General features: G+C 50.8%; 23 protein-coding genes and 1 tRNA gene. 16 read left to right on the top strand and 8 right to left on the bottom strand.

Annotation, left to right across the window (positions count from 1 at the left end; genetic code table 11):
* Window positions 1-109 precede the first annotated feature (109 nt).
* On the bottom strand, window positions 110-3,082 hold the full coding sequence (locus PO881_RS16540; RefSeq protein WP_280172108.1) for a type I restriction endonuclease subunit R: 2,973 nt from the start codon (window positions 3,080-3,082) through the stop codon (window positions 110-112).
* A 71-nt stretch (window positions 3,083-3,153) separates the two neighbouring features.
* Window positions 3,154-3,384, bottom strand: a complete 231-nt coding sequence (locus tag PO881_RS16535; RefSeq protein ID WP_280172107.1) for a hypothetical protein — start codon at window positions 3,382-3,384, stop codon at window positions 3,154-3,156.
* 163 nt (window positions 3,385-3,547) lie between these two features.
* Here PO881_RS16535 and PO881_RS16530 point away from each other — a divergent pair, with 163 nt between their 5' ends.
* The 11 genes from PO881_RS16530 (at window position 3,548) to PO881_RS16480 (ending at window position 10,447) form a co-directional block, all read left to right on the top strand.
* A complete protein-coding gene (locus PO881_RS16530; RefSeq protein ID WP_280172106.1) occupies window positions 3,548-4,414 on the top strand; it encodes a GTPase family protein in 867 nt (288 codons plus the stop codon).
* Window positions 4,415-4,499: 85 nt separating this feature from the next.
* Window positions 4,500-5,336 carry a DUF932 domain-containing protein gene (locus PO881_RS16525; RefSeq protein WP_280172105.1) on the top strand — a complete coding sequence of 279 codons (837 nt, stop codon included), beginning with the start codon at window positions 4,500-4,502 and terminating at the stop codon, window positions 5,334-5,336.
* Between the two features lie 206 nt (window positions 5,337-5,542).
* A complete protein-coding gene (locus tag PO881_RS16520; RefSeq protein ID WP_280172104.1) occupies window positions 5,543-6,259 on the top strand; it encodes a WYL domain-containing protein in 717 nt (238 codons plus the stop codon).
* Window positions 6,256-6,885: a hypothetical protein gene (locus tag PO881_RS16515; RefSeq protein WP_280172103.1), complete on the top strand. Its 630-nt coding sequence runs from the start codon at window positions 6,256-6,258 to the stop codon at window positions 6,883-6,885. The genes PO881_RS16520 and PO881_RS16515 overlap by 4 nt, the downstream gene beginning before the upstream one ends.
* Before the next feature lie 15 nt (window positions 6,886-6,900).
* A complete protein-coding gene (locus tag PO881_RS16510) occupies window positions 6,901-7,350 on the top strand; it encodes a YfjS/YafY family lipoprotein (protein WP_280172102.1) in 450 nt (149 codons plus the stop codon).
* Window positions 7,351-7,379: 29 nt separating this feature from the next.
* Complete coding sequence (locus tag PO881_RS16505) at window positions 7,380-7,787, top strand: IrmA family protein (protein ID WP_280172918.1); 408 nt, start codon at window positions 7,380-7,382, stop codon at window positions 7,785-7,787.
* Window positions 7,788-7,911: 124 nt separating this feature from the next.
* Entirely contained in the window at window positions 7,912-8,325 is a 414-nt protein-coding gene (locus PO881_RS16500) for an antirestriction protein (protein WP_280172917.1), read from the top strand.
* Between the two features lie 14 nt (window positions 8,326-8,339).
* The gene (gene radC, locus PO881_RS16495; protein WP_280172101.1) at window positions 8,340-8,816 is read left to right on the top strand and encodes a DNA repair protein RadC; all 477 of its coding nucleotides are present in this window, start codon (window positions 8,340-8,342) and stop codon (window positions 8,814-8,816) included.
* 12 nt (window positions 8,817-8,828) lie between these two features.
* On the top strand, window positions 8,829-9,146 hold the full coding sequence (locus tag PO881_RS16490; RefSeq protein ID WP_280172100.1) for a type IV toxin-antitoxin system YeeU family antitoxin: 318 nt from the start codon (window positions 8,829-8,831) through the stop codon (window positions 9,144-9,146).
* 22 nt (window positions 9,147-9,168) lie between these two features.
* Window positions 9,169-9,498: a TA system toxin CbtA family protein gene (locus PO881_RS16485; RefSeq protein ID WP_280172099.1), complete on the top strand. Its 330-nt coding sequence runs from the start codon at window positions 9,169-9,171 to the stop codon at window positions 9,496-9,498.
* 115 nt (window positions 9,499-9,613) lie between these two features.
* Complete coding sequence (locus PO881_RS16480) at window positions 9,614-10,447, top strand: DUF4942 domain-containing protein (protein WP_280172098.1); 834 nt, start codon at window positions 9,614-9,616, stop codon at window positions 10,445-10,447.
* Window positions 10,448-10,549: 102 nt separating this feature from the next.
* Here PO881_RS16480 and PO881_RS16475 read toward each other — a convergent pair.
* Both PO881_RS16475 and PO881_RS16470 read right to left on the bottom strand, forming a co-directional pair.
* Window positions 10,550-10,625, bottom strand: a tRNA-Ile gene (locus PO881_RS16475).
* Window positions 10,626-10,812: 187 nt separating this feature from the next.
* The gene (locus tag PO881_RS16470) at window positions 10,813-11,595 is read right to left on the bottom strand and encodes an SDR family oxidoreductase (protein WP_280172097.1); all 783 of its coding nucleotides are present in this window, start codon (window positions 11,593-11,595) and stop codon (window positions 10,813-10,815) included.
* Window positions 11,596-11,729: 134 nt separating this feature from the next.
* Between PO881_RS16470 and PO881_RS16465 the strand changes: the two genes are divergently transcribed.
* On the top strand, window positions 11,730-12,317 hold the full coding sequence (locus PO881_RS16465) for a TetR/AcrR family transcriptional regulator (protein WP_110867321.1): 588 nt from the start codon (window positions 11,730-11,732) through the stop codon (window positions 12,315-12,317).
* Complete coding sequence (gene mug / locus PO881_RS16460; protein WP_101762980.1) at window positions 12,314-12,829, top strand: G/U mismatch-specific DNA glycosylase; 516 nt, start codon at window positions 12,314-12,316, stop codon at window positions 12,827-12,829. The genes PO881_RS16465 and mug overlap by 4 nt, the downstream gene beginning before the upstream one ends.
* A 63-nt stretch (window positions 12,830-12,892) precedes the next feature.
* On the opposite strand, the gene rpoD is transcribed toward mug, so the two are convergent.
* From rpoD to rpsU, 3 genes are all read right to left on the bottom strand, one after another.
* Window positions 12,893-14,734 carry an RNA polymerase sigma factor RpoD gene (gene rpoD, locus PO881_RS16455; RefSeq protein WP_064738465.1) on the bottom strand — a complete coding sequence of 614 codons (1,842 nt, stop codon included), beginning with the start codon at window positions 14,732-14,734 and terminating at the stop codon, window positions 12,893-12,895.
* A 379-nt stretch (window positions 14,735-15,113) separates the two neighbouring features.
* Window positions 15,114-16,859, bottom strand: a complete 1,746-nt coding sequence (gene dnaG, locus PO881_RS16450) for a DNA primase (RefSeq protein ID WP_110867319.1) — start codon at window positions 16,857-16,859, stop codon at window positions 15,114-15,116.
* Window positions 16,860-16,977: 118 nt separating this feature from the next.
* Window positions 16,978-17,193: a 30S ribosomal protein S21 gene (gene rpsU, locus PO881_RS16445; protein WP_008103436.1), complete on the bottom strand. Its 216-nt coding sequence runs from the start codon at window positions 17,191-17,193 to the stop codon at window positions 16,978-16,980.
* 281 nt (window positions 17,194-17,474) lie between these two features.
* On the opposite strand from rpsU, the gene tsaD reads away from it, so the two are divergent.
* Window positions 17,475-18,488: a tRNA (adenosine(37)-N6)-threonylcarbamoyltransferase complex transferase subunit TsaD gene (gene tsaD, locus PO881_RS16440; RefSeq protein WP_280172096.1), complete on the top strand. Its 1,014-nt coding sequence runs from the start codon at window positions 17,475-17,477 to the stop codon at window positions 18,486-18,488.
* 25 nt (window positions 18,489-18,513) lie between these two features.
* Here the strand turns inward: tsaD and plsY are convergent, their stop codons facing one another.
* A complete protein-coding gene (plsY, locus tag PO881_RS16435) occupies window positions 18,514-19,113 on the bottom strand; it encodes a glycerol-3-phosphate 1-O-acyltransferase PlsY (protein ID WP_101762983.1) in 600 nt (199 codons plus the stop codon).
* A 107-nt stretch (window positions 19,114-19,220) separates the two neighbouring features.
* On the opposite strand from plsY, the gene folB reads away from it, so the two are divergent.
* Window positions 19,221-19,580, top strand: a complete 360-nt coding sequence (gene folB, locus PO881_RS16430; RefSeq protein WP_280172095.1) for a bifunctional dihydroneopterin aldolase/7,8-dihydroneopterin epimerase — start codon at window positions 19,221-19,223, stop codon at window positions 19,578-19,580.
* A 191-nt stretch (window positions 19,581-19,771) separates the two neighbouring features.
* The gene (gene bacA / locus PO881_RS16425) at window positions 19,772-20,590 is read left to right on the top strand and encodes an undecaprenyl-diphosphate phosphatase (RefSeq protein WP_277974126.1); all 819 of its coding nucleotides are present in this window, start codon (window positions 19,772-19,774) and stop codon (window positions 20,588-20,590) included.
* The last annotated feature ends 5 nt before the right edge of the window (window positions 20,591-20,595 follow it).

Below are 20,595 nucleotides of genomic sequence, written 5' to 3'. Positions count from 1 at the left end.
GGCCTAGCAAGAGTATTAACTTCCACACACCTGAGTTTGCCCTCTGTGCTGGTATGCGAATCCAAATTTGTACTACTCCAACGCATGTAATTAGCATAAATGGCCGCCATTATTTCCCTTCCTCATAGGCTGATAGTCCCGTGATTTCACGCCCTTGTGACATTTTGTGCAGTAATGGTGTTAATTCTTCCATCAGCGCCAGTTCCTTATGCGTGCGTGCTTTCCAGCCCAGATTCAGCGGAGCCATCAATTCAGAAAGGCGTTCGCCGTCGAAGATACGTCTACGCAGAATCTCATCAACAAAAACTTGTAGGGCATCAGGTGCGAGTTCGTGTCGGTCGGCGATATCATTGAGTTCTTTCGCCTTCTTCTCTGCCTTGAAATGTTCAAAACCCGTTCGAATTTGTTTTTCGTTTAATGTTTCATTTACCGGCAGGCCACGGATGTACTCAGCAATATCTTCACGCTCGTCGATAAACTTGGCATCGGACTGGATTAGGCCAATGAGTTCTTCGCGATTCAGAGTGAGCTTACCTGGTTTCTGCTGAGTCAGATTAGCAATAAGACCCATGATAAAGTCGTAATCAATAACCGCAGAGGCAAAAAGTACAAATTCAAAATCGAGTTGTTGTACTTCTGGTGGCGTCTGGTCTTTGTCCTGTTGTTCCTTCAGGCGCTTGGCCGTTTCTAGATACACGCCCTTAAATCCCTGCAATTGATCTGTCGGCACGACCCTCTCAATCTGTTGCTTCTGCACTTCAGATAGATCGGTATACTGATCGAGCTGAGTTTTGAGTCTCTGAACATCTTTGAACAAGTTAACAAATTGCGCTCTAGCAACATCGCCTTTAAGGTTGGCGACTTCTTCCGGTGCATTAGTTAGTCCCTGTGATTGCATAAAGTCAGCTAGTTTTTGCGTGGCTGTTTGCAGATTCTCAATGACTTTAGGTGCAGGGTCTACCAGCCAAATTTCACGCGGGTTGTCGATTTTCTCACCGGAAAAGAGCGCGATGGCTCCTTCTACCGACTTTTGTTGCTGACGAAAATCGAGAACGTTGCCGTAGGGCTTCGTATCGTTGAGAACGCGATTAGTCCGTGAAAATGCCTGAATTAAGCCATGGTGTTTGAGATTTTTGTCCACGTACAGTGTATTGAGGAACTTGGAGTCAAATCCCGTAAGCAGCATGTCCACTACGATGGTTATGTCAATTTTTTGCGTGGCAGATAAGTCTGTATTGGGGTACTGCTGATCCTTAATGCGCGTTTGCACGTCCTGATAGTAAGAGTCAAATTCGCTTACGCGGTGATTGGTCCCGAAACAGGCATTGTAATCAGCAATGATACGGGTGAGTGCCGCTTTCTTGCCTTCCGGGTCTTGCTGGTTATCTTCTTTCTCCTGAGGCAGATCTTCCTGTATCTGCTGAACGTCTTTGTTACCTTCAGAAGGCGGGGAAAAAACACATGCTACGTTTAATGGCCGGAATTCAGCGTCTTTTTCTGCATTTTTTGTCTGAATACTGGCAAATAACTCAAAATATTCGATGGCATCGTTAATGCTGGCTGTCGCCAGGACAGCGTTAAATTTGCGTCCGTTGGTCGCAGAATCGTGCTTGGAAAGAATAGTTTCGATAACCTTGGATTTAGCGATGCCTTCACCGGGCTTAGGTGGGTTCTTTCCTTCGGGTTTGAAATAGTCTATGTGAAAGCGTAAGACGTTGCGATCTTCGATAGCATGAGTGATGGTGTACTGGTGCAAACACCGTTCGAATAAGTCGTCGGTGGTACGCAAGCTGGCTTGCTGAGCTTCGATTTGCTGGTAGCTGGCATTCTGCTCGAAGATAGGCGTCCCCGTGAAGCCAAAAAGCTGGGCATTGGGGAAAAATTCTTTTATAGCCTTATGGTTCTCACCAAATTGCGAGCGGTGGCATTCATCGAAGATGAACACGATACGGGCGTCTCGTAACGGCTCCAGACGTTCTTTGTAGTTACGTTTATTTGTGCCGTCTAGGGCAAGACCCAGCTTCTGGATAGTCGTGACAATAACCTTATCGGCATAGTCGTCAGACAAAAGTCGGCGAACCAGTGTTTCAGTGTTAGTGTTCTCTTCTACACAGCCTTCCTGAAAACGGTTAAATTCTTCGCGGGTCTGGCGATCCAGATCTTTACGATCCACCACAAAAAGGCATTTTTCGATGTCAGGATTATCCTTGAGCAAAGTGGACGCTTTGAACGAAGTCAGCGTCTTGCCCGAACCAGTGGTATGCCAAATGTAGCCGTTTCCGCAATTTTGATGAATGCACTCGACGATAGCCTTGACCGCATAAATTTGGTACGGGCGCATCATCAATAGCTTTTGTTCGCTGGCAACCAGAACCATATAACGGCTGATCATTTGCCCTAAGGTACACTTGGCTAAGAACTTGTCGGCGAAGATCTCTAGCTGGGTAATCTTTTTGTTATCTTCACTGGCGAACTGGTAGACCGGCAGGAATCGCTCATCGGCATTAAAACTGAAATGTCGCGCATTATTGTTAGCGAAGTACCAGGTATCATTACGATTGCTGACGATGAAGAGCTGGATGAAACACAGCAGTGTCTTACCGTAGCCATTGCCAGGCTCGGTTTTGTAATCCACGATTTGCTGCATGGCACGGCGTGGGCTAACGGACAGTGTTTTAAGCTCGATTTGCACCACAGGTACGCCGTTTATGAGAAGCATCACATCATAGCGGTGATGGCTGTTTTCGGTGTTAATGCGCAACTGGTTCACGACCTCGAAGTCGTTCTTACACCAGTCCCGAATGTTAACTAGGCTGAAGTTCAGCGGTGTTCCATCATCGCGCTCGAAGCTGTTGATATTTCGTAGTGTCTGAGCGGCATTGTATACATCAGGTGTAATAATAGTATCGAGCAAACGCTGGAACTCGCTATCGGTCAGATGCACTCTATTGAGAGCCTCAAACTTCACCCGGAAGTTTTTTTCGAGTGAAGCACGATCACGAATGTCAGGTCGGAGTGTGTATTTTAACTCAGCCAGCTTGGCGATAAGGTCCAGCTCAATTTGGTTTTCAGTCGTACTCATTTATCAATTCCTCGCCTCAATATCACATTATTTTATTACTGTTTTTATGGGATGAGGCATTAAAACGTGAGCTACTCAGTAGCGTTATTTTTAGATTGATCCGACGTTAGCCCGTGCGCCTTCGCATAATTCACAACCAAAATCTCAATCATTGAAGCGACAGAGCGACGCTCACGATTAGCAGCCAAGCGGAGAAGTTGTTTAATATCAGCAGATGTGCGTATAGAAAGTGTTTCGTCTTTAAGGCGTGTCATCAGTGGAGCCCTCAATACCAGAGCCTGTAAATGTAATGCATTTTGCATTGCAACTCTATAAATTCAAAGGGCTCTTGTTGAATGAAGATAATTACCGGTCCTGACATAATTCCAAATAATTTCAAATATATATTATTTTCCCGAACACCATTAACCATACGGCTAATCAATAGGTTAGCCGTTGTCATTATATTTTCTGTCCGGGAAAATCATGAGCAAACAAGAAGGCATCAACGCCATCAGCAAGGCGATGACCGCGCTGCCCGCGCAACTGTCTGACACCATCCTTAAACACATTCACTCGCTGACCGACTATGAGCCAGTGATCGGCATTATGGGTAAAACCGGTGCCGGGAAATCCAGTCTTTGTAACGCCCTGTTTGCCGGCGAAGTTTCGCCGGTCAGTGATGTCGCAGCGGGAACCCGTGAACCGCTCCGCTTTCGTTTACAGGCTGGCGAACGCTTTATGACTATCGTAGATCTGCCCGGTGTCGGTGAAAGCGAAAGCCGCGATGCGGAATATGCCGCAATGTATCGACAGCAACTGCCGCACCTCGATCTGGTATTGTGGCTGGTCAAGGCCGATGATCGGGCGCTGGCGGTGGACGAGCATTTTTACTGTCAGATAATTGGCGAGGATCACCGGCATAAGGTGATGTTTGTTATCAGCCAGTCTGACAAAATTGAACCGGTCAGCGGTAATACTAAAAGCCTGTCCATACCGCAACTACGTAGTATCCGCCGTAAGACTGAGATATTGAGCACCCTGTTTACACCCGTGCATCCGGTTTGCGCAGTGTCGGTACGGATGCAATACGGGATAACCCTAATGGCGGAGCGAATGATTCGATGTCTGCCCCGCGAGGCCAGCAGCCCGGTATCCGCGCGGCTCCAGCAACCTTTGCGTACTACACGGGTAAAGGAAACCGCACGTACTGACTTCAGCGAAGCAGTGGGAGATGTGCTTGATTCTATCGCCGCCATGCCTTTTGTTCCGCAGATAGCGCGTACCGTTCTTCGCTATGTGCGTAACGCCGTTGTATCTGTCGCCCATGTTGTATGGGATTTTTTCTTCTAAGCAGTAATCGCCAGAAATTCATACGGAAAGGCCCCGGCGCATATGCGTCGGGGCCTTTCGTTTATTATGCAAACAGGGGTTAATCATGGTTCGTCTCGCTTCACGTTTTGGTGCTGCCAACGTCATTCGCAAAGATCGCCCACTCACGCACGATGAGTTGTTCCGCACTGTGCCCAGTATTTTCAGTGAAACTAAACATGACTCCCGTAGCGATCGTTACACCTATATTCCCACGATCACTCTGCTGGACAATCTAAAGCGAGAAGGTTTCCAGCCTTACTTTGCCTGCCAGACGCGAGTCAGGGATCTTAGTAAGCGGGAACATACCAAGCACATGCTGCGACTGCGTCGGGAAGGGCAGATAACGGGCAATCAGGTGCCAGAGATCATTCTGCTTAATTCGCATGATGGATCCAGTTCCTATCAAATGTTGCCGGGCCTGTTCCGCGCAGTGTGCCAGAACGGACTTATTTGTGGTGAAACCTTTGGCGAGGTTCGCGTGCCCCACAAAGGTGATGTGGTCGAGCGGGTAATTGAAGGCGCGTATGAAGTGCTGGGCATCTTCGACCGTGTCGACGAAAAACGGGAGGAAATGCAGCAATTGATGCTTCCACCTCCTGCTCAGCAGGCGCTGGCAAAAGCGGCACTCATCTATCGGTTTGGTGATGCGCATCAGCCTGTCTCAGAGTCGCAAATATTATCGCCTCGACGCTGGCAGGACGAGAGTCCTGATCTCTGGACGACATACCAGCGCATCCAGGAAAACCTGATTAAAGGCGGCCTCAGAGGCAGAAACGCGCAGGGCAGAAACCAACAGACTCGCGCTGTTCGAGGCATTGATGGTGATGTGAAGCTTAATCGCGCACTCTGGGTGATGGCCGAAACTATGCTTGAACATGCTCAGGGACGCACGCCTGTTTAAGTTGGCAGAACAATTCACAAATTACGGACACACCCTGTCCGCATTATTTCTTGCCTGATTTGGTCAACGTCGGCAAGTTCCGCTGTATCCCGCCTGCAACCCCGCTTTTGCCAATCTCAAAATATTTTCTCGTGCGGTCATAACCTGTCCGACCTCGTCTTTAAAATAACCTCAATATTTCAGCATGTTAATTACGGAGATGACCTATGTGTCAGGCTGAACGTCGCTATGACAAACTTGCCGTAAGGTTATCGTTGATCATCAGTCGGCTGGTGGCCGGAGAGACGCTGAACCTGAGCAAACTGGCGGTTGAGTTCGGTGTTTCAGTGCGTACTCTGCGACGCGATTTCCGGGAGCGGCTGATTTATCTGGATCTTGAATATCACAACGGGAACTGCCGGTTGCTCACCGGAGACAACGTGGTCCGGCGCGAGCATATTGCGCTGGCTTTTGCCCGACAAAGTGGTGTGGCTGGATTATTTCCGGGACTCGATCACCGCCTGGTAAATACCCTGCTTGAAAGCGGTATTGAAGCGCCGTGCGTTGTCTGGCAACCCGCATCATCAATCGGTGAAGCACATCAGGGAATTTTTCAGCGCATAACTTCCGCCATCGCCGGGCGTCGTCGCATAACGCTGCTGACTGAAGGACAGCGTTGTGAGCAACTCGCGCCATATCGCCTTATCTCTCTCGAAGGCCGCTGGTATCTCACTGGCGAACTCAAGGGCCATATTTCGGTTTTTACCCTGACGGATATTCAAACCATCGCCGTCAGTAATGAAAACTTCACCATGAATGAGCCTTTGCTGACGTTGATTTCAGACTCTGAATTTATCAGGGCGCTTCCCCATTTTCGTTTCTTTCAGTCGTTACTCGCCGGACCTGATATCCGGTTAATACCTCACAAGGAAAATCAGCAATGAAACACTCCCCCATTAAGGCATTGATTGCCTCGTTAATGCTCACCGCGACATTTCAAACCAGTGCGGCAATAACCGGAACGGTTAAGGCCTGGCCCTATATGCAGTCTGCTGGCTGGACGTCAGCCGACGGGTACGATTTCGATAAGATGCACAACGCGCTGTATCAGGCCGAAATCATTGATAACTATCCGTGGACGAAACAATTTTTGCTGCGCGTTCGCGGCGGTGGTTCTTTCTATCTGGCGGATAAAAAGTCTAAAACGGTGCGGCATCTCATGATTAAGCCAGCAAGCGGTTTCAATTCTGATCTAACTTCTGTTTATCAAGGAACAGACAATGGTAAAGGATGCTTTATGGCAGTGGTAGATGGTAAAGCCCTGGCACTCAGCAAAGCGGAAGACCATATACTATACAGCTTTCCTCGAGTTACAAACGCAGATCAGGAACTTGCAAAAGTCAGAGAAAAGTTTAGGCCTGAAGTTGTCGCTGTTTTTCCGGACAACTGCGTTAACAAGCAGCAGGAAGCGGCTATGAATGCCAAACGTTCGTCTGATGAACGCGCACTGCAAGAGTGGGTCGCTAAAGAGAGCCTTAAAGAATTGTGCCGCAGGACGGGCAATTGCTAATCAGGGAGAAAGCCAATGGTTCATTTTCCAAAACTGCTGGTTGAAGTTGCCTTAACGGCTTCAGCGCTGCTGACGGGGTGCGACAACAATGATGATGGTGGTATTAAGACGATTTCTAAATACTACGATCTGACACCGCCACCTTTCAGCGATATCGTGTCGTCGAAAAGTGATATCGTCTACCAGTGGATCAAAAAAGATGCATTTGGTCAGGAACAGTATCGGGTAATAAAAACGGTGAAATCACCGGATGGCTGTAAATCAGGTAATTATTATTACATTGCCGATATGCGGGAAAAGACCGTTCAGCCACTCATGTCTGCGCTGTGTCTGTCCGATAACATTACGCTGAGCTTCAGAGAAGAAACCGACAACTATACCGGCGAAAAATCCGTCGTTTATTCCCATGATGGAAAAGAGATGGGGAAAATCTACATGCCTAAAAATCAGGAGGATAATCAGTGAGAAAGGGAAATATTGCTATTTTGACGACAATGCTGTTGTCGCTCACCAGCATTGCCGCCGCGTCGGCAGAAGATCAACGCTACATCAGCATCCGCAATACCGACAGTGTCTGGGTGCCCGGTGGCATATGCGCACTGCAGTTCCGGCTGGACAATGGCGGCGGCGCTCAGGGGTTCAATAAGCTTGCAGTGAGTATGCGGGTCAAAGATAAACAGGGAAACATCCTTGAAGAGGGTGTCATGGATGTCGAGCCGTTCGGCGACAGCGATGCAACGCGTTCTCAACATGCTTTTCTTGAAACCAACTGCAATGATGAAGCCATCTCAATTGAGATTGTGAAAGCCACAGAAGAAACCGACGGCAAAGAGATTAACCTGCCATTATCCACGTTTGATCCACAGTATTACCAGCCACTTGCGGTAAGCATTACTAAGTAATCCTCGCCACAACTCACGCACTAATTAACCGGCCCCCGCTGCACATGCAGCGGGGGCTTTCTTTTATTTGTCGCAAAAACAATTCACCGCTCAGGCGGTAACTTTTCGAAAGGAGCTTTTCATGATGAACGATGCCCCGGTTGTGAGCACTGCTGTAGCCGACGAGGATCGATTGCAGTTCTGGCCGAAATATTTCGGCTCCATAGCACGCTGGAGCAGCCTTGAGCCACAGGTTTTCGGCTGGATGGATCACCTGTGTGAAGACTACAACGGTGGGATCTGGAACTTTTTTACGCTGAGCAACGGCGGTGCCTTTATTGCGCCAGACTGCGACTCAGCATGGTCACTGTATAACGACATGAACGGCAACAGTGCGGAGATGAGCAGCGAGGCCGCTGGCATCGCCGTGTGTCTGCTGAACTGGAGTCATCACGCCTGCACAATAGAAAGCGAAGCGATGACGGACCACTACTATCGTCTGCGGGAATATGCGCTTAGCCATACTGAAAGCCGCGCCATTATGCGCATCATCGACTGAAGCCGGAGTTCGCAATGGAAAGTAACGTAATACCCAACTCCACACTGCCTCTAGCATCCCAGCTCACCGTTAAACGCGCCATCGCACTGATTGAAAATCACCTGCGTGAACCGGGCGTGGCGTTCACCTCTGCAATGGCCGCCCGCGACTGGCTGCGATTAAACCTGACAGGCCTGGAGCGTGAAGTGTTTATGGTTCTGCTGCTGGATAACCAGAATCGATTGCTGGCGCACGAAACGCTGTTCAGCGGTTCAATCAGCAGCACAGAAGTGCATCCTCGCGAGGTGGTCAAAGCGGCACTGCGACATAACGCAGCGGCAGCTATTCTTGCTCACAATCATCCATCTGGCCATGCAGAGCCCAGTGATACAGACAGGCGGGTTACCGAGCGGTTGAAAAAAGCGCTGGCACTGGTGGATGTTCGCCTGACGGATCACTTTGTGATTGGCAGTAAAGACATTGTGTCGTTTGCCGAACGTGGCTGGCTGTAATCAGGAGGATGTATGAATGAAAACGAATGGGGGCTGAAACGCAGTATCACTCCGCGCTTCGGTGCCCGGCTCGTGCAGGAAGGCAACCGGCTGCACTATCTGGCTGACAGGGCAGGAATAGTCGGTAAATTCAGCGAAGAACAAATTGACCGTATCAATCAGTCGTTCCCGCAAATGATCGGCATGCTCGAACATCTGCTGACCACCGGTGAACTCAATCCCCGCCAGCAGCACTGTATCACAATTTATCACAACAACCTGACCTGTGAAGCCGATACCCTCGGTTCACACGGCTACGTCTATATCTCGGTTTACCCGACACCTCAGTAAAACTCACTAAAGGAAAATCACTATGCCAACCTTCTCATCACATCCGGAGCGGGCGGCATCATGCTGCCTGTCACCCACAGCGCACTGGAGAATACTGCTTGTGTACCTGCTTGAAAAACTCTTCGGGCTGGAGTTAAACGACACGCCATTTTGCAGCGAGTCTGTCATCCAACAACACATTGAGGCAGGTGTTACCCTGGTCGATGCCATCAATTTCTTGGTAGAGAAATATGATCTGGTTCGTGTTGATACCAGCAGTGATGCCTGTACTGAGTCAGAAATCTTTCTGACTGCTGCCGATATCCTGAAGGCAAGTCACGCTACTGGATTAACGCAAAGCAACCTTAGCTAAGTCTTGCGTGCTGCTTTCCAGATTTACCTTCCTGCAGTTCTCTCCTTTTATCTGACAACGCATAATGCTTCTGCCATTAACGGCAGGGACATTTGCTTTTATGGAATTCTTTGCGATGCAAGCAGAATCTGAGGTGATTACCGAACATACTGAGCTGATTAACTCGACTAACATTGAGCGCATTGTCACCGGACGTAATGCAGCATTGGTGCAGATTGAACAGTTGATTCAGCAACTGAATATCATTTCCCAACTGACTGCCGGAATCGGTGGTGGCAATGCTGCCGAATGGGCAATGAAGTCAGGGCATCGCTATGACTGTTGGCTGATGGAAAAGCCCGAGAAAGCGATACCAGAAATTACCCGCAACATTGACCGTAGCATCTGGCGCGAACTGATGCTTAAATCTGGCATGCTCTCACTAATGGACGCTGAAGCCCGAGATCAGTGGAGCAACAATTTGGAAAAGGATGATTTTCCAGCCATCAACGAAAGCAACATTCTTAACACTTTTGAGTCGTTGCATAATAGTAAAAAGGCGGTTTTTGAGCGTGGCGTGATCAACGTGTTTAAAGGACTGTCGTGGGATTACAAATCCAATAGCCCATGTAGATTTGGCAGGAAAATAATCATTACAAGTCTTGTAACTCATCACCGGTGGGGGTTTGGCCTGAATTGGGGCTGGCAGCGTGATCGGTTGGTCGATCTTGAGCGAATGCTATACCTGCTGGACGGAAAACCAATTCCGGATAATCGCTCTGATATTTCTATTCAACTGATGGAGCATATCCAACAGAATTCGCAGGAGCAGGCGTATGAAAACGAAATGTTTTCCATTCGTTACTTTCAGAAAGGGACTGCGCACATCACTTTTAAGCGTCCAGACCTGACAGAAAAGATGAATGATATCGTGGCGAAGCACTATCCGGGGATGCTGGCAGCGCGCTGAAGAGGGTAGGGAGGTAATTCCTTACCTGACCCATTACCTGACCCGATTCGTATAAAACGAAAAAGGAGTCAGACGATTTCTCATCTAACTCCTTGTTTTATTTGGTGGCCCCTGCTGGGTTTGAACCAGCGACCAAGCGATTATGAGTCGCCTGCTCTAACCACTGAGCTAAGGGGCCAGCGGAGCGGGGATTATAGAGTATCTTGTTAGGGTGATCCAGAGTTCGCCATTTGGATGGTGAAAATTACAGCAATAGCTGACTCATTGATCTCAAAAGAAAATTCTATCGTCCCACGCTCTACGCTTATTAAGCGCCCAACCAGCATTGGTTTTTGAGACCAGGCTCATTCGAAAGTTTGCTTATGCTACAAATAGCGTGATGCAGGCTTGTTAAGCGAGATGAACGGCAATATGGCGATGCGTGCTTCTTCATAGCTCTGCCAAAGCTGCACATCTTCAACGGATGGGATGGTCACCAACTCGCCGGCATCAAGTCCACGTAGCGCAGCCGAGACTAAATCATCCACTTCCATCAGCATCTCAGCGGGAATTTCGTTAATGGATTTTCCTGCGCGCTCGAAGATCTCGGTACGCGTTAAGCCTGGCAACACCGCCTGCATACGCACACCGCTTTCGGCTAATTCACGATGCAAATTACGGGTCAGGGAAAGCACATACGCTTTGCTGGCGTTGTACGCGCCATTCGCCGATTCGCTCACTAGCGCTAGCACTGAAGCAATATTCACTATCGTACCATTGCGACGTGCACGAAACGCCTGCGCAGCAGTGTGGGCCAGCTGTGTCAGCGCCACGATATTTAACGTCAGCATTGTTTGAATTTTCGCGATGTCACCGTCGATGAATTCACCTTCAACCGTCATGCCCGCATTGTTTACCAGCAGAGTAATCGCTTTATTTTGCTGGATTTCGTGATCGACTCTTTGCAAATCATCATGGTTGGTGAGATCGGCCGCTAACACGCTGACTTCAACGCCATGTGATTCACACAAAGATTGCGCCAACAAATTGAGCCTGGCTGCATCGCGCGCCACCAGAATCAAGTTTGTGCCGCGTGCTGCCAGCTGTTTTGCATAGGTCGCGCCAATTCCGCTTGATGCGCCGGTGATTAAAGCCAGGTGTTGGGACATGGTGTATTCCTTTAAATGATGGTTATCATATTTACGAGGTTTAATATGACGATCATAATATTTGACGTCAAGCTAGAATATGATGGTTGTAATAATTACACTGATTGCTATCAACGATATCGGAGTCAATGAAGATGGAAAAGCTGAGCCATAAAGCGCGTACGCGACAGCGCATTCTGGATGAAGCCTCTGTGGTAATGCGCGAGAACGGCACGGAAAGCATTGGTGTCGCGGCGCTGATGAAGCGCGTGGGCTTAACGCACGGTGGCTTTTATGCCCACTTCGCCTCGCGCGAAGATTTAGTGCAAGCGGTGATCGCTGAGATGTTTGCCGATTCGGCGCGCCGCTTTGCGGATATCACCTCAATTAACGATCCCGCTGAACGACTGAGTCAGTTAATCGATAGCTATTTATCCGAGCATCATTGCAACACGCCGGGTGAAGGCTGTCCGCTGCCTGCGCTGGTGAGTGAAATGGCACATTTACCGGTTGAGGCGCGCACACTATTTTCCCAGCGGCGAGAAGCCATGCGGCAGCGCCTGGCGTTGACGCTACATGAACTTAACCATCCGCATGCGGATGACGCCGCGACCACCATGTTGGCTGAAATGGTTGGCGCGGTGGCAATGGCACGTGCTTGTCCGGACGACGAGGAAGCACGTACGATGCTGGCGAGCAGTCGTCGGTCGGTAAAACAACGCGCCGGACTGGAGATGGCATGAGCGAGCACGATATCCGCGACATTATTGCGCCTGATTTACAGGTACTGTTTTGTGGCATCAATCCGGGCAAATCGTCGGCGCACACCGGATTTCACTTTGCGCATCCCGGCAATCGCTTTTGGAAGGTGATTTACCAGGCCGGCTTTACGCGCGAGTTACTTAAGCCCGAGCAGGAGCAGCGGCTGCTGGAAACTGGCTGTGGCATCACCATGCTGGTGGAGCGTCCAACGGTGCAGGCTAACGAGTTGGACGGCGATGAATTACGCGACGGTGGTTCACGCCTGCAGCAAAAAATTCTGCACTATCAGCCGCGTGCGTTGGCGGTGTTGGGCAAGGATGCTTTTCAGAAAGCGTTTCGTCAGCGCAAAGTTGAGTGGGGCGAGCAGCCGCAAACGCTGGGTGAAACGCGTTTGTGGGTGCTGCCTAATCCAAGCGGGTTAAATCGTGCGACGCTGGAAGAGATGGCCGCATCCTATCGCCAACTGCATGATTGGCTGCAGAACAACGCGTGAAAGAGCTATTCTTCAGGCAATAAAAAACCCCGGCAAACCGGGGTTTTTTCGTCTCGACAACGATTAATCGTCGAGGAAGCTACGCAGTACTTCTGAGCGGCTTGGGTGACGCAGTTTACGCAGCGCCTTGGCTTCGATCTGACGAATACGTTCACGCGTTACATCAAACTGTTTGCCAACCTCTTCCAACGTGTGGTCGGTGTTCATATCGATACCGAAACGCATACGCAGAACTTTCGCTTCGCGCGCGGTCAGGCCAGCCAACACGTCGTGGGTCGCTGAGCGCAGGCTTTCCGAGGTTGCGGAATCCAGCGGCAGCTCCAGCGTGGTGTCTTCGATAAAATCGCCCAGATGCGAATCTTCATCATCACCAATCGGCGTCTCCATAGAGATCGGCTCTTTAGCGATTTTCAGCACTTTGCGGATCTTATCTTCAGGCATCAGCATACGTTCAGCCAGCTCTTCCGGCGTCGGTTCGCGACCCATCTCCTGCAGCATCTGACGCGAAATACGGTTGAGTTTGTTGATGGTCTCAATCATATGCACCGGAATACGGATGGTGCGCGCCTGGTCAGCGATAGAGCGGGTGATAGCCTGACGGATCCACCATGTGGCGTAAGTTGAGAACTTATAACCACGACGATATTCAAACTTATCAACGGCTTTCATCAGACCGATGTTGCCTTCCTGAATCAGATCGAGGAACTGCAGACCACGGTTGGTGTATTTCTTGGCGATAGAGATAACCAGACGTAAGTTTGCTTCAACCATCTCTTTCTTCGCACGGCGCGCTTTCGCTTCGCCGATAGACATGCGACGGTTAATGTCCTTCACCTGCTCGATGGTCAAGCCGGTTTCTTCTTCGATCTGCTGCAGTTTGTACAGCGAACGATTCACATCATCTTCAACTTCCAGCAGCTTCTCAGACCATGGCTTGTTCATCGCCAGCGCGGCTTTGAACCAGCTTGGGTTGGTTTCGTTGCCGGTGAATAGCGTGATGAAGTTTTTCTTCGGCATCTTGCACAGTTCAATACACAGCTTCATGATCAGGCGCTCTTGCGTACGCACGCGCTCCATCATTTCACGCATATTGTTTACCAGGTAATCGAACTGCTTCGGTACCAGGCGGAACTGCTTGAACACTTCAGAGAGATTCTGGATTTCGGCTACGGCGTCAGCATGGCTGCGACCTTTCGCTTTGATGACGGTACGCGTGGTTTCATACTGCGTACGCAGGTCGCCAAACTTCTCGCGTGCCAGTTCTGGATCGATAGAATTATCGTCGTCAGAGCTGTCGTCATCCTCTTCATCTTCTTCTTCATCGTCGTTACGATCTTCCTGAGATAACTCAGAACCCACGTGCGTGGCGGTCGGCGCGATATCTTCTTCCGCATTAGGATCGATGAAGCCGATGATCAAGTCAGACAGGCGATAGTCGCCCGCTTCAACGCGATCATACTGATCGAGTAGATAGGTGATCGCTTCCGGATATTCGGCTACAGAGCATTGGACCTGGTTGATACCGTCTTCGATGCGCTTAGCGATGTCAATTTCGCCTTCGCGCGTCAGCAGTTCAACGGTACCCATTTCGCGCATGTACATGCGCACCGGGTCGGTGGTACGGCCAATTTCAGATTCAACACTGGATAAAACCTGAGCGGCGGCTTCTGCGGCATCTTCGTCAGTATCGGAGCTGTTTTCATTCAGTATCAGATCATCAGCATCAGGCGCTTCTTCAACAACCTGAATACCCATGTCATTAATCATCTGGATGATGTCTTCGATCTGATCGGAGTCGACGATATCTTCCGGCAGATGGTCATTGACCTCAGCATAGGTCAAATAGCCTTGCTCCTTACCACGGGTGACAAGTAGCTTAAGCTGTGACTGCGGGTTTTGCTCCATAAGACGGTATCCACACTTCTGTTAATTAGATTGGTGTCGGTCGGCGCGAGCCAACTATAACAGTGAAGGCGTTGTGTTTTTGCCGCTGCCTACATCGCGGCCAGGGCTGAAGCCCATCTATAATCGGCACTTAAGCCGCTTGTGTTCTTTCCGAGGCTAACTTACTTGCCATTTTCAGTGCTGGCAGTGCTCGCAATCCTCACGTACTTCAGTACGCTCCGGTTGCTGTGCGCTGGCAGCACTGAAACTGGCTGCGACGTTGACGCCTCTAAATTTGTGCTGTGTGTTTCCGGCTTCGCTTATCGCGTCTATCATCCCGGAAATCACTGAACCAGAATGCTGTTTTTAACGTACTTGCAGTTCTGATCCCGTTAAAATCTTATTTTTTCGCTAATGCCTGGCTTAAAGCCCAGAATTCACGGCGTTCGACGGCGCTTAGGCCTTCAGTTCGCTCGCGTGCGATCAGCGCTTCAAGGCGCTGTTCGAGTGCGGAATCGTAAATGCTCGCCAGTGAATCCTGGAACACTTCTTCCGCCTCTTCATCCACTATCATGTGGTTCCAGGTGGCCAGTGTTTCAAGGGGCTGGCTAAAATTTGTTCCGCGATATAACTCTAGTAGCTGTCCGGTGGTCAGGCCAGGATTCTCTGTACAACGGCTGACTAACTCCACAAATAGCGGTAAACCCGCCATTTTTGACTGCTCCAGTCCATCCAGTGTAGGCACGATGGAGGCAAATTGCGGATTCTGCACTAATAACGCGATCAATACGCGCATGGTGGTGCGCTTCAACGGTGGGGCAGTTGGCAGCACTCCGCTTTCTGCCAGCTTCGGCATCAGCTTGTCTAACTGGTTATCGTCAAGAATCCCGAGTTTATTACCCAAGGTTTGACGCATATAAATGCGCAGCGTTTCACCGGGAATTTGACTAATCAGCGGTAACGCCAGTGTCGCCAGCTTGGTCTTGCCATCGCGTGTACTCAAATCCACTTGCGGCATCAGGCTGTCGAACAAAAACGTGGAGAGCGGTGTCGCCTGCTCCATCCGTGCTTCAAAGGCTGCTTTGCCCTCTTTGCGTACCAGCGTGTCCGGATCCTCGCCATCGGGCAAAAACATAAAGCGTAGCTGACGACCATCATTCATGTAAGGCAATGCGGTTTCGAGCGTACGCCATGCCGCTTCACGTCCGGCGCGATCGCCGTCGTAACAGCAAATCACGGTATCCGTTGAGCGGTAAAGCAGCTGAACGTGTTCAGCGGTAGTCGAAGTGCCCAACGAAGCTACGGCATAATCGATGCCAAACTGCGCCAGCGCCACCACGTCCATGTAACCTTCGACAACCAGCAAACGCGTGGGTTGCGGATGATTTTTTTGCGCTTCATAAAGTCCGTATAGCTGGCGGCCTTTATGGAAAATCGGTGTTTCCGGTGAGTTCAGATACTTCGGCGTATCGTTGCCCAGCACGCGGCCACCAAAACCAATCACGCGGCCACGCTTATCACGAATAGGGAACATCACACGATCGCGGAAGCGATCGTAGGTGCGGCCAGAGTCATTGCTGACCAACATGCCCGCTTCCATCAGCGATTCGCGATCGTCTTTCTGCTGCCCAAAGCGCTTCAGAGCATTATCCCAACCCGCAGGCGCATAGCCGATAGCGAAGTGATCGATCACTTCCTGACTAAGACCGCGCGTGGCGAGATAGTTCTGTGCAGATTGCGCTTGTGGATTACGCAGGCTCTGTTGATAGAAGCCGTTCAGGCCATCCAGCAACTGATAAAGACTTTGACGTTGATGGCGCTCCATCTGGCTAGGACCGTTGCCCGCTTCATACGGCACTTCTAAGCCATGAAGCGTGGCGAGCTCCTCAACGCTCTCAACAAATTCCAGACGATCGTGATTCATCAGGAAGTCGATGGCGTTGCCTTTGGCGCCACAGCCGAAGCAGTAATAGAACTGCTTCTCACCGCTTACGGTGAAAGAGGGGGTTTTCTCGTTATGAAAAGGACAGCACGCGTGATAGTTCTTACCCTGCTTTTTCAGCTTAACGCGGGCATCAATAATATCCACGATGTCCGTGCGGGCAAGTAAGTCGTTGATAAATATGCGTGGAATTCGTCCAGCCATAAGCCCCGATTTTTCAGCTCATAAACGACAACAAGCCGCGCTTCCTTTCGGAAAGCACGGCCTTTTACTTGACTCTGTCTGCGTTTATCACGCGGCGGAAGCAAGCTTCCGCAAGAAATTAGTACAGACGAGTGCGGCGTGCGTTTTCGCGAGCCAGTTTCTTGGCATGACGCTTAACTGCAGATGCTTTAGCGCGCTTACGCTCAGTGGTAGGCTTCTCGTAGAACTCACGGCTACGAACTTCTGCCAAAACACCTGCTTTCTCGCATGAACGCTTAAAGCGACGCAGTGCTACGTCGAACGGCTCGTTTTCACGTACTTTAATTACCGGCATGTAACTCTTACCTCGATAAAATTCGGTTTTTGCTGCTGACTGCGGCGCCAGCACATTTCAAAATGGTGCAGCATTTTACTCCAGCCGCGGCCGACTTGTAAAGCACCATGTATAATTTAGAACCAACAGGGGCATATGCCATCGCGGCTGCCGGTTTTTTCAGGCCGTGGAGTATAGCGCACTCTTTGTGCGACAGAAAAACACTTTTTCAGGGGCAAAGTCTCTGGCGTGAGAATTGCCTGTGTTACACTGCGCGCCGCACGAAGAGGGTGATAAAAGCTATGCGAGTTCTGGGTATTGAAACGTCCTGCGATGAAACCGGCATCGCGATTTACGACGATGCGTCCGGTCTGCTGGCAAATCAACTATATAGCCAGGTGAAACTGCATGCCGATTACGGCGGCGTGGTGCCGGAACTGGCATCGCGTGACCACGTCCGTAAAACCGTGCCGCTGATTCAGGCGGCACTGAAAGAAGCGGGCCTTGAGCCACAACAGATTGACGGCGTCGCCTACACCGCCGGGCCCGGATTGGTGGGCGCGCTGCTGGTTGGCGCCACCATTGGCCGAGCGTTGGCGTTCGCCTGGAATGTGCCGGCGGTGCCGGTGCATCATATGGAAGGGCATCTTCTGGCGCCGATGCTGGAAGAGAATCCGCCGGAATTCCCGTTTGTCGCGCTGCTGGTTTCCGGCGGGCATACGCAATTGATCAGCGTGACCGGCATTGGTGAATACACCTTATTGGGCGAATCGATTGACGATGCGGCTGGCGAAGCGTTCGATAAAACCGCCAAGCTGCTGGGGCTGGATTATCCCGGCGGACCGATGCTGTCGCGTATGGCGCAGCAAGGCACGCCAAACCGTTTCCGCTTCCCGCGGCCAATGACCGATCGTCCGGGGCTGGATTTCAGCTTCTCCGGCCTGAAAACCTTTGCGGCGAATACCATTCGCGAGAATCAGGGCGACGAGCAAGCTCGCGCGGATATCGCCCGCGCATTTGAAGATGCGGTGGTTGATACCTTAATGATTAAGTGCAAACGCGCGCTTGAGCAAACTGGCTTTAAACGTTTGGTGATTGCGGGTGGCGTCAGCGCCAACCGCACGTTGCGTGAGCGCATGGCCGAGATGATGAAAAAGCGTGGCGGCGAGATGTTTTACGCACGCCCTGAGTTTTGCACCGATAACGGCGCGATGATTGCTTACGCGGGCATGGTGCGCCTCAAAGGCGGCACCAGCGGTGGACTCAGCGTCAGCGTGCGGCCGCGCTGGCCGCTGGCAGAATTGCCCGCCATATAAAAAAACCGGCCTTGCGCCGGTTTTTTTATTTCTTCTTATTCCGTTTCCAGATCTTATTTTCCTGGCCGCGCCACAGGCGCTGGATGTTGTCGTGGTGCCGCAACAGAATCAAACACGAGAGCATCGAAACGGGGAAAGTGAATTGCGGTTTGAACCACCACACGTAAAACGGTGCGATCAGCGCGCTGACAATCGCGCCAAGTGATGAATAGCCGCTTAGCAGCACCGTCAGCAGCCAGGTGCCGGTCATCAATCCCGTCAAATCCCAGCCAATCGGTGCAATCGCACCAAAGGCCGTCGCCACGCCTTTACCGCCGCGAAAACGAAAGAACACCGGATAGATGTGGCCCAGACAGGCGGCAATCGCCGTGAGGCCGAGATAGAGCGGGGCAACGTGCAGCAGATAAGCGATCCACACCGGCAGCATGCCTTTTGCCACATCGAAGATCAGCACTGCGGCAGCGGCGGCTTTGCCACCAATGCGCAAAACGTTGGTCGCGCCAGGATTGCCTGAGCCTTGCGAGCGCGGATCGGGTAAACCAGCCAGTTTACAGACCAGTATCGCACTGGAAATCGAGCCGCAAAGATACGCGAAAATAATCATACCAAGCGCGATAGCACTCATAGCGTCGTACCGTTCCTTTTGGGTCGTTTTGTTCTCGATAAGCGTGGATAATACGCATAATCCGCCGGAAGTGGTATCCGGCTTAGCCAAAAACAGAGACTGACATCATGGATATCGTATTTATCGAGCAGCTTACCGTGTTCACAACTATTGGCGTTTACGACTGGGAACAGGGCATGCAGCAGAAGCTGGTGCTCGATGTCGAAATGGCGTGGGACAACCGTCAAGCCGCCGCCAGCGACGATGTAAATGATTGTCTGAGCTACGCCGATGTCACGGAAGTGATCCTCAATCATCTGCATGGCCAGCGTTTCGCCCTGGTCGAAAGGGCAGCAGAAGAAATCGCCGATCTGTTGATGAATCGTTTCAAAACCCCCGGCGTGCGCATAAAGGTAGGCAAACCGGGTGCTGTAGCGCAGGCGGCCAGCGTTGGCGTGCGTATTGAGCGCGGGACTATTCCGAAATAAATCTTCCGTGATTGCCATCACAATGAAACCAAACCAAATTATGGTGTGTCTCACTTGAGGCCGTTGCGCTAACCAGCAGGAAGTGACCGAATTTCTTAAGGTTTCCTTCAGCGTGACGCAGGCATAATTTCAGGCGGTAGCCCTTTGCGACCGCCTTTTTACTGTTTAAAACGGATAGAGGAAATATTTTGATGGCAGACATTCACCAGCTTTGGGTAGCTGCAATCCTGGGGGTCGTAGAAGGCCTCACGGAATTCCTGCCGGTCTCTTCCACGGGCCACATGATTATTGTTGGCCATCTGTTGGGTTTTGAAGGCCAGACCGCTGAAACCTTCGAAGTGGTGATCCAGCTCGGTTCAATTCTGGCTGTGGTCGTGATGTTCTGGCGCCGCCTGTTTGGTTTGATCGGCATTCACTTCGGTGAGGTCAAACATGAAGGCGTGGGTACGGGCAAATTAACCCTGATTCATATTCTGTTGGGTATGGTGCCTGCGGTGGTGATTGGTTTACTGCTGCACGACCAAATCAAAACGCTGTTTAACCCGATCAACGTGATGTATGCGCTGGTGGTCGGCGGTGTGCTGCTGCTGGTGGCGGAATACTTCAAGCCGAAGCAGCCGAAAGCGGTTGGCGTTGACGATATCACCTACCGTCAGGCATTTATGATTGGCTGCTTCCAGTGTCTGGCGCTGTGGCCGGGCTTCTCGCGCTCAGGTGCGACGATTTCTGGCGGTATGCTGATGGGCGTGAGCCGTTATGCGGCGTCAGAGTTCTCGTTCATTCTGGCGGTGCCGATGATGATTGGCGCCACCGGACTGGATCTCTACAAGAGCCTCGGCTTCCTGACGACGCAGGATTTCCCAATGTTTGCCGTCGGTTTTGTAACGGCTTTCGTCGTGGCGCTGCTGGCGATCAAGGTGTTCCTTGAGCTGATCAAGCGTATCTCGTTCGTCTCTTTCGCTATCTACCGCTTCATTGTTGCGGCCGTGGTTTACGCGATCTTTATGTAAGTTGC

This window comes from Pantoea sp. SS70 (genome assembly GCF_029866845.1).
GTDB lineage: Bacteria > Pseudomonadota > Gammaproteobacteria > Enterobacterales > Enterobacteriaceae > Pantoea > Pantoea leporis.
Note: the sequence above shows the minus strand (reverse complement) of the source record. Positions and strands in the feature narration are given on the sequence as shown.

Excerpts from the sequence above, each read along its gene's own strand:
- mug (WP_101762980.1), top strand. The coding sequence starts at position 12,314 with ATGAGCGAGCACGATATCCGCGACATTATTGCGCCTGATTTACAGGTA.
- PO881_RS16530 (WP_280172106.1), top strand. The coding sequence starts at position 3,548 with ATGAGCAAACAAGAAGGCATCAACGCCATCAGCAAGGCGATGACCGCG.
- folB (WP_280172095.1), top strand. The coding sequence starts at position 19,221 with ATGGATATCGTATTTATCGAGCAGCTTACCGTGTTCACAACTATTGGC.
- PO881_RS16535 (WP_280172107.1), bottom strand. The coding sequence starts at position 3,384 with ATGCAAAATGCATTACATTTACAGGCTCTGGTATTGAGGGCTCCACTG.
- rpsU (WP_008103436.1), bottom strand. The coding sequence starts at position 17,193 with ATGCCGGTAATTAAAGTACGTGAAAACGAGCCGTTCGACGTAGCACTG.
- PO881_RS16465 (WP_110867321.1), top strand. The coding sequence starts at position 11,730 with ATGGAAAAGCTGAGCCATAAAGCGCGTACGCGACAGCGCATTCTGGAT.
- PO881_RS16510 (WP_280172102.1), top strand. The coding sequence starts at position 6,901 with ATGGTTCATTTTCCAAAACTGCTGGTTGAAGTTGCCTTAACGGCTTCA.
- plsY (WP_101762983.1), bottom strand. The coding sequence starts at position 19,113 with ATGAGTGCTATCGCGCTTGGTATGATTATTTTCGCGTATCTTTGCGGC.
- PO881_RS16525 (WP_280172105.1), top strand. The coding sequence starts at position 4,500 with ATGGTTCGTCTCGCTTCACGTTTTGGTGCTGCCAACGTCATTCGCAAA.
- PO881_RS16515 (WP_280172103.1), top strand. The coding sequence starts at position 6,256 with ATGAAACACTCCCCCATTAAGGCATTGATTGCCTCGTTAATGCTCACC.
- dnaG (WP_110867319.1), bottom strand. The coding sequence starts at position 16,859 with ATGGCTGGACGAATTCCACGCATATTTATCAACGACTTACTTGCCCGC.
- PO881_RS16480 (WP_280172098.1), top strand. The coding sequence starts at position 9,614 with ATGCAAGCAGAATCTGAGGTGATTACCGAACATACTGAGCTGATTAAC.
- PO881_RS16470 (WP_280172097.1), bottom strand. The coding sequence starts at position 11,595 with ATGTCCCAACACCTGGCTTTAATCACCGGCGCATCAAGCGGAATTGGC.
- tsaD (WP_280172096.1), top strand. The coding sequence starts at position 17,475 with ATGCGAGTTCTGGGTATTGAAACGTCCTGCGATGAAACCGGCATCGCG.
- rpoD (WP_064738465.1), bottom strand. The coding sequence starts at position 14,734 with ATGGAGCAAAACCCGCAGTCACAGCTTAAGCTACTTGTCACCCGTGGT.
- bacA (WP_277974126.1), top strand. The coding sequence starts at position 19,772 with ATGGCAGACATTCACCAGCTTTGGGTAGCTGCAATCCTGGGGGTCGTA.
- PO881_RS16490 (WP_280172100.1), top strand. The coding sequence starts at position 8,829 with ATGAATGAAAACGAATGGGGGCTGAAACGCAGTATCACTCCGCGCTTC.
- PO881_RS16505 (WP_280172918.1), top strand. The coding sequence starts at position 7,380 with ATGCTGTTGTCGCTCACCAGCATTGCCGCCGCGTCGGCAGAAGATCAA.
- radC (WP_280172101.1), top strand. The coding sequence starts at position 8,340 with ATGGAAAGTAACGTAATACCCAACTCCACACTGCCTCTAGCATCCCAG.
- PO881_RS16500 (WP_280172917.1), top strand. The coding sequence starts at position 7,912 with ATGAACGATGCCCCGGTTGTGAGCACTGCTGTAGCCGACGAGGATCGA.
- PO881_RS16485 (WP_280172099.1), top strand. The coding sequence starts at position 9,169 with ATGCCAACCTTCTCATCACATCCGGAGCGGGCGGCATCATGCTGCCTG.
- PO881_RS16540 (WP_280172108.1), bottom strand. The coding sequence starts at position 3,082 with ATGAGTACGACTGAAAACCAAATTGAGCTGGACCTTATCGCCAAGCTG.
- PO881_RS16520 (WP_280172104.1), top strand. The coding sequence starts at position 5,543 with ATGTGTCAGGCTGAACGTCGCTATGACAAACTTGCCGTAAGGTTATCG.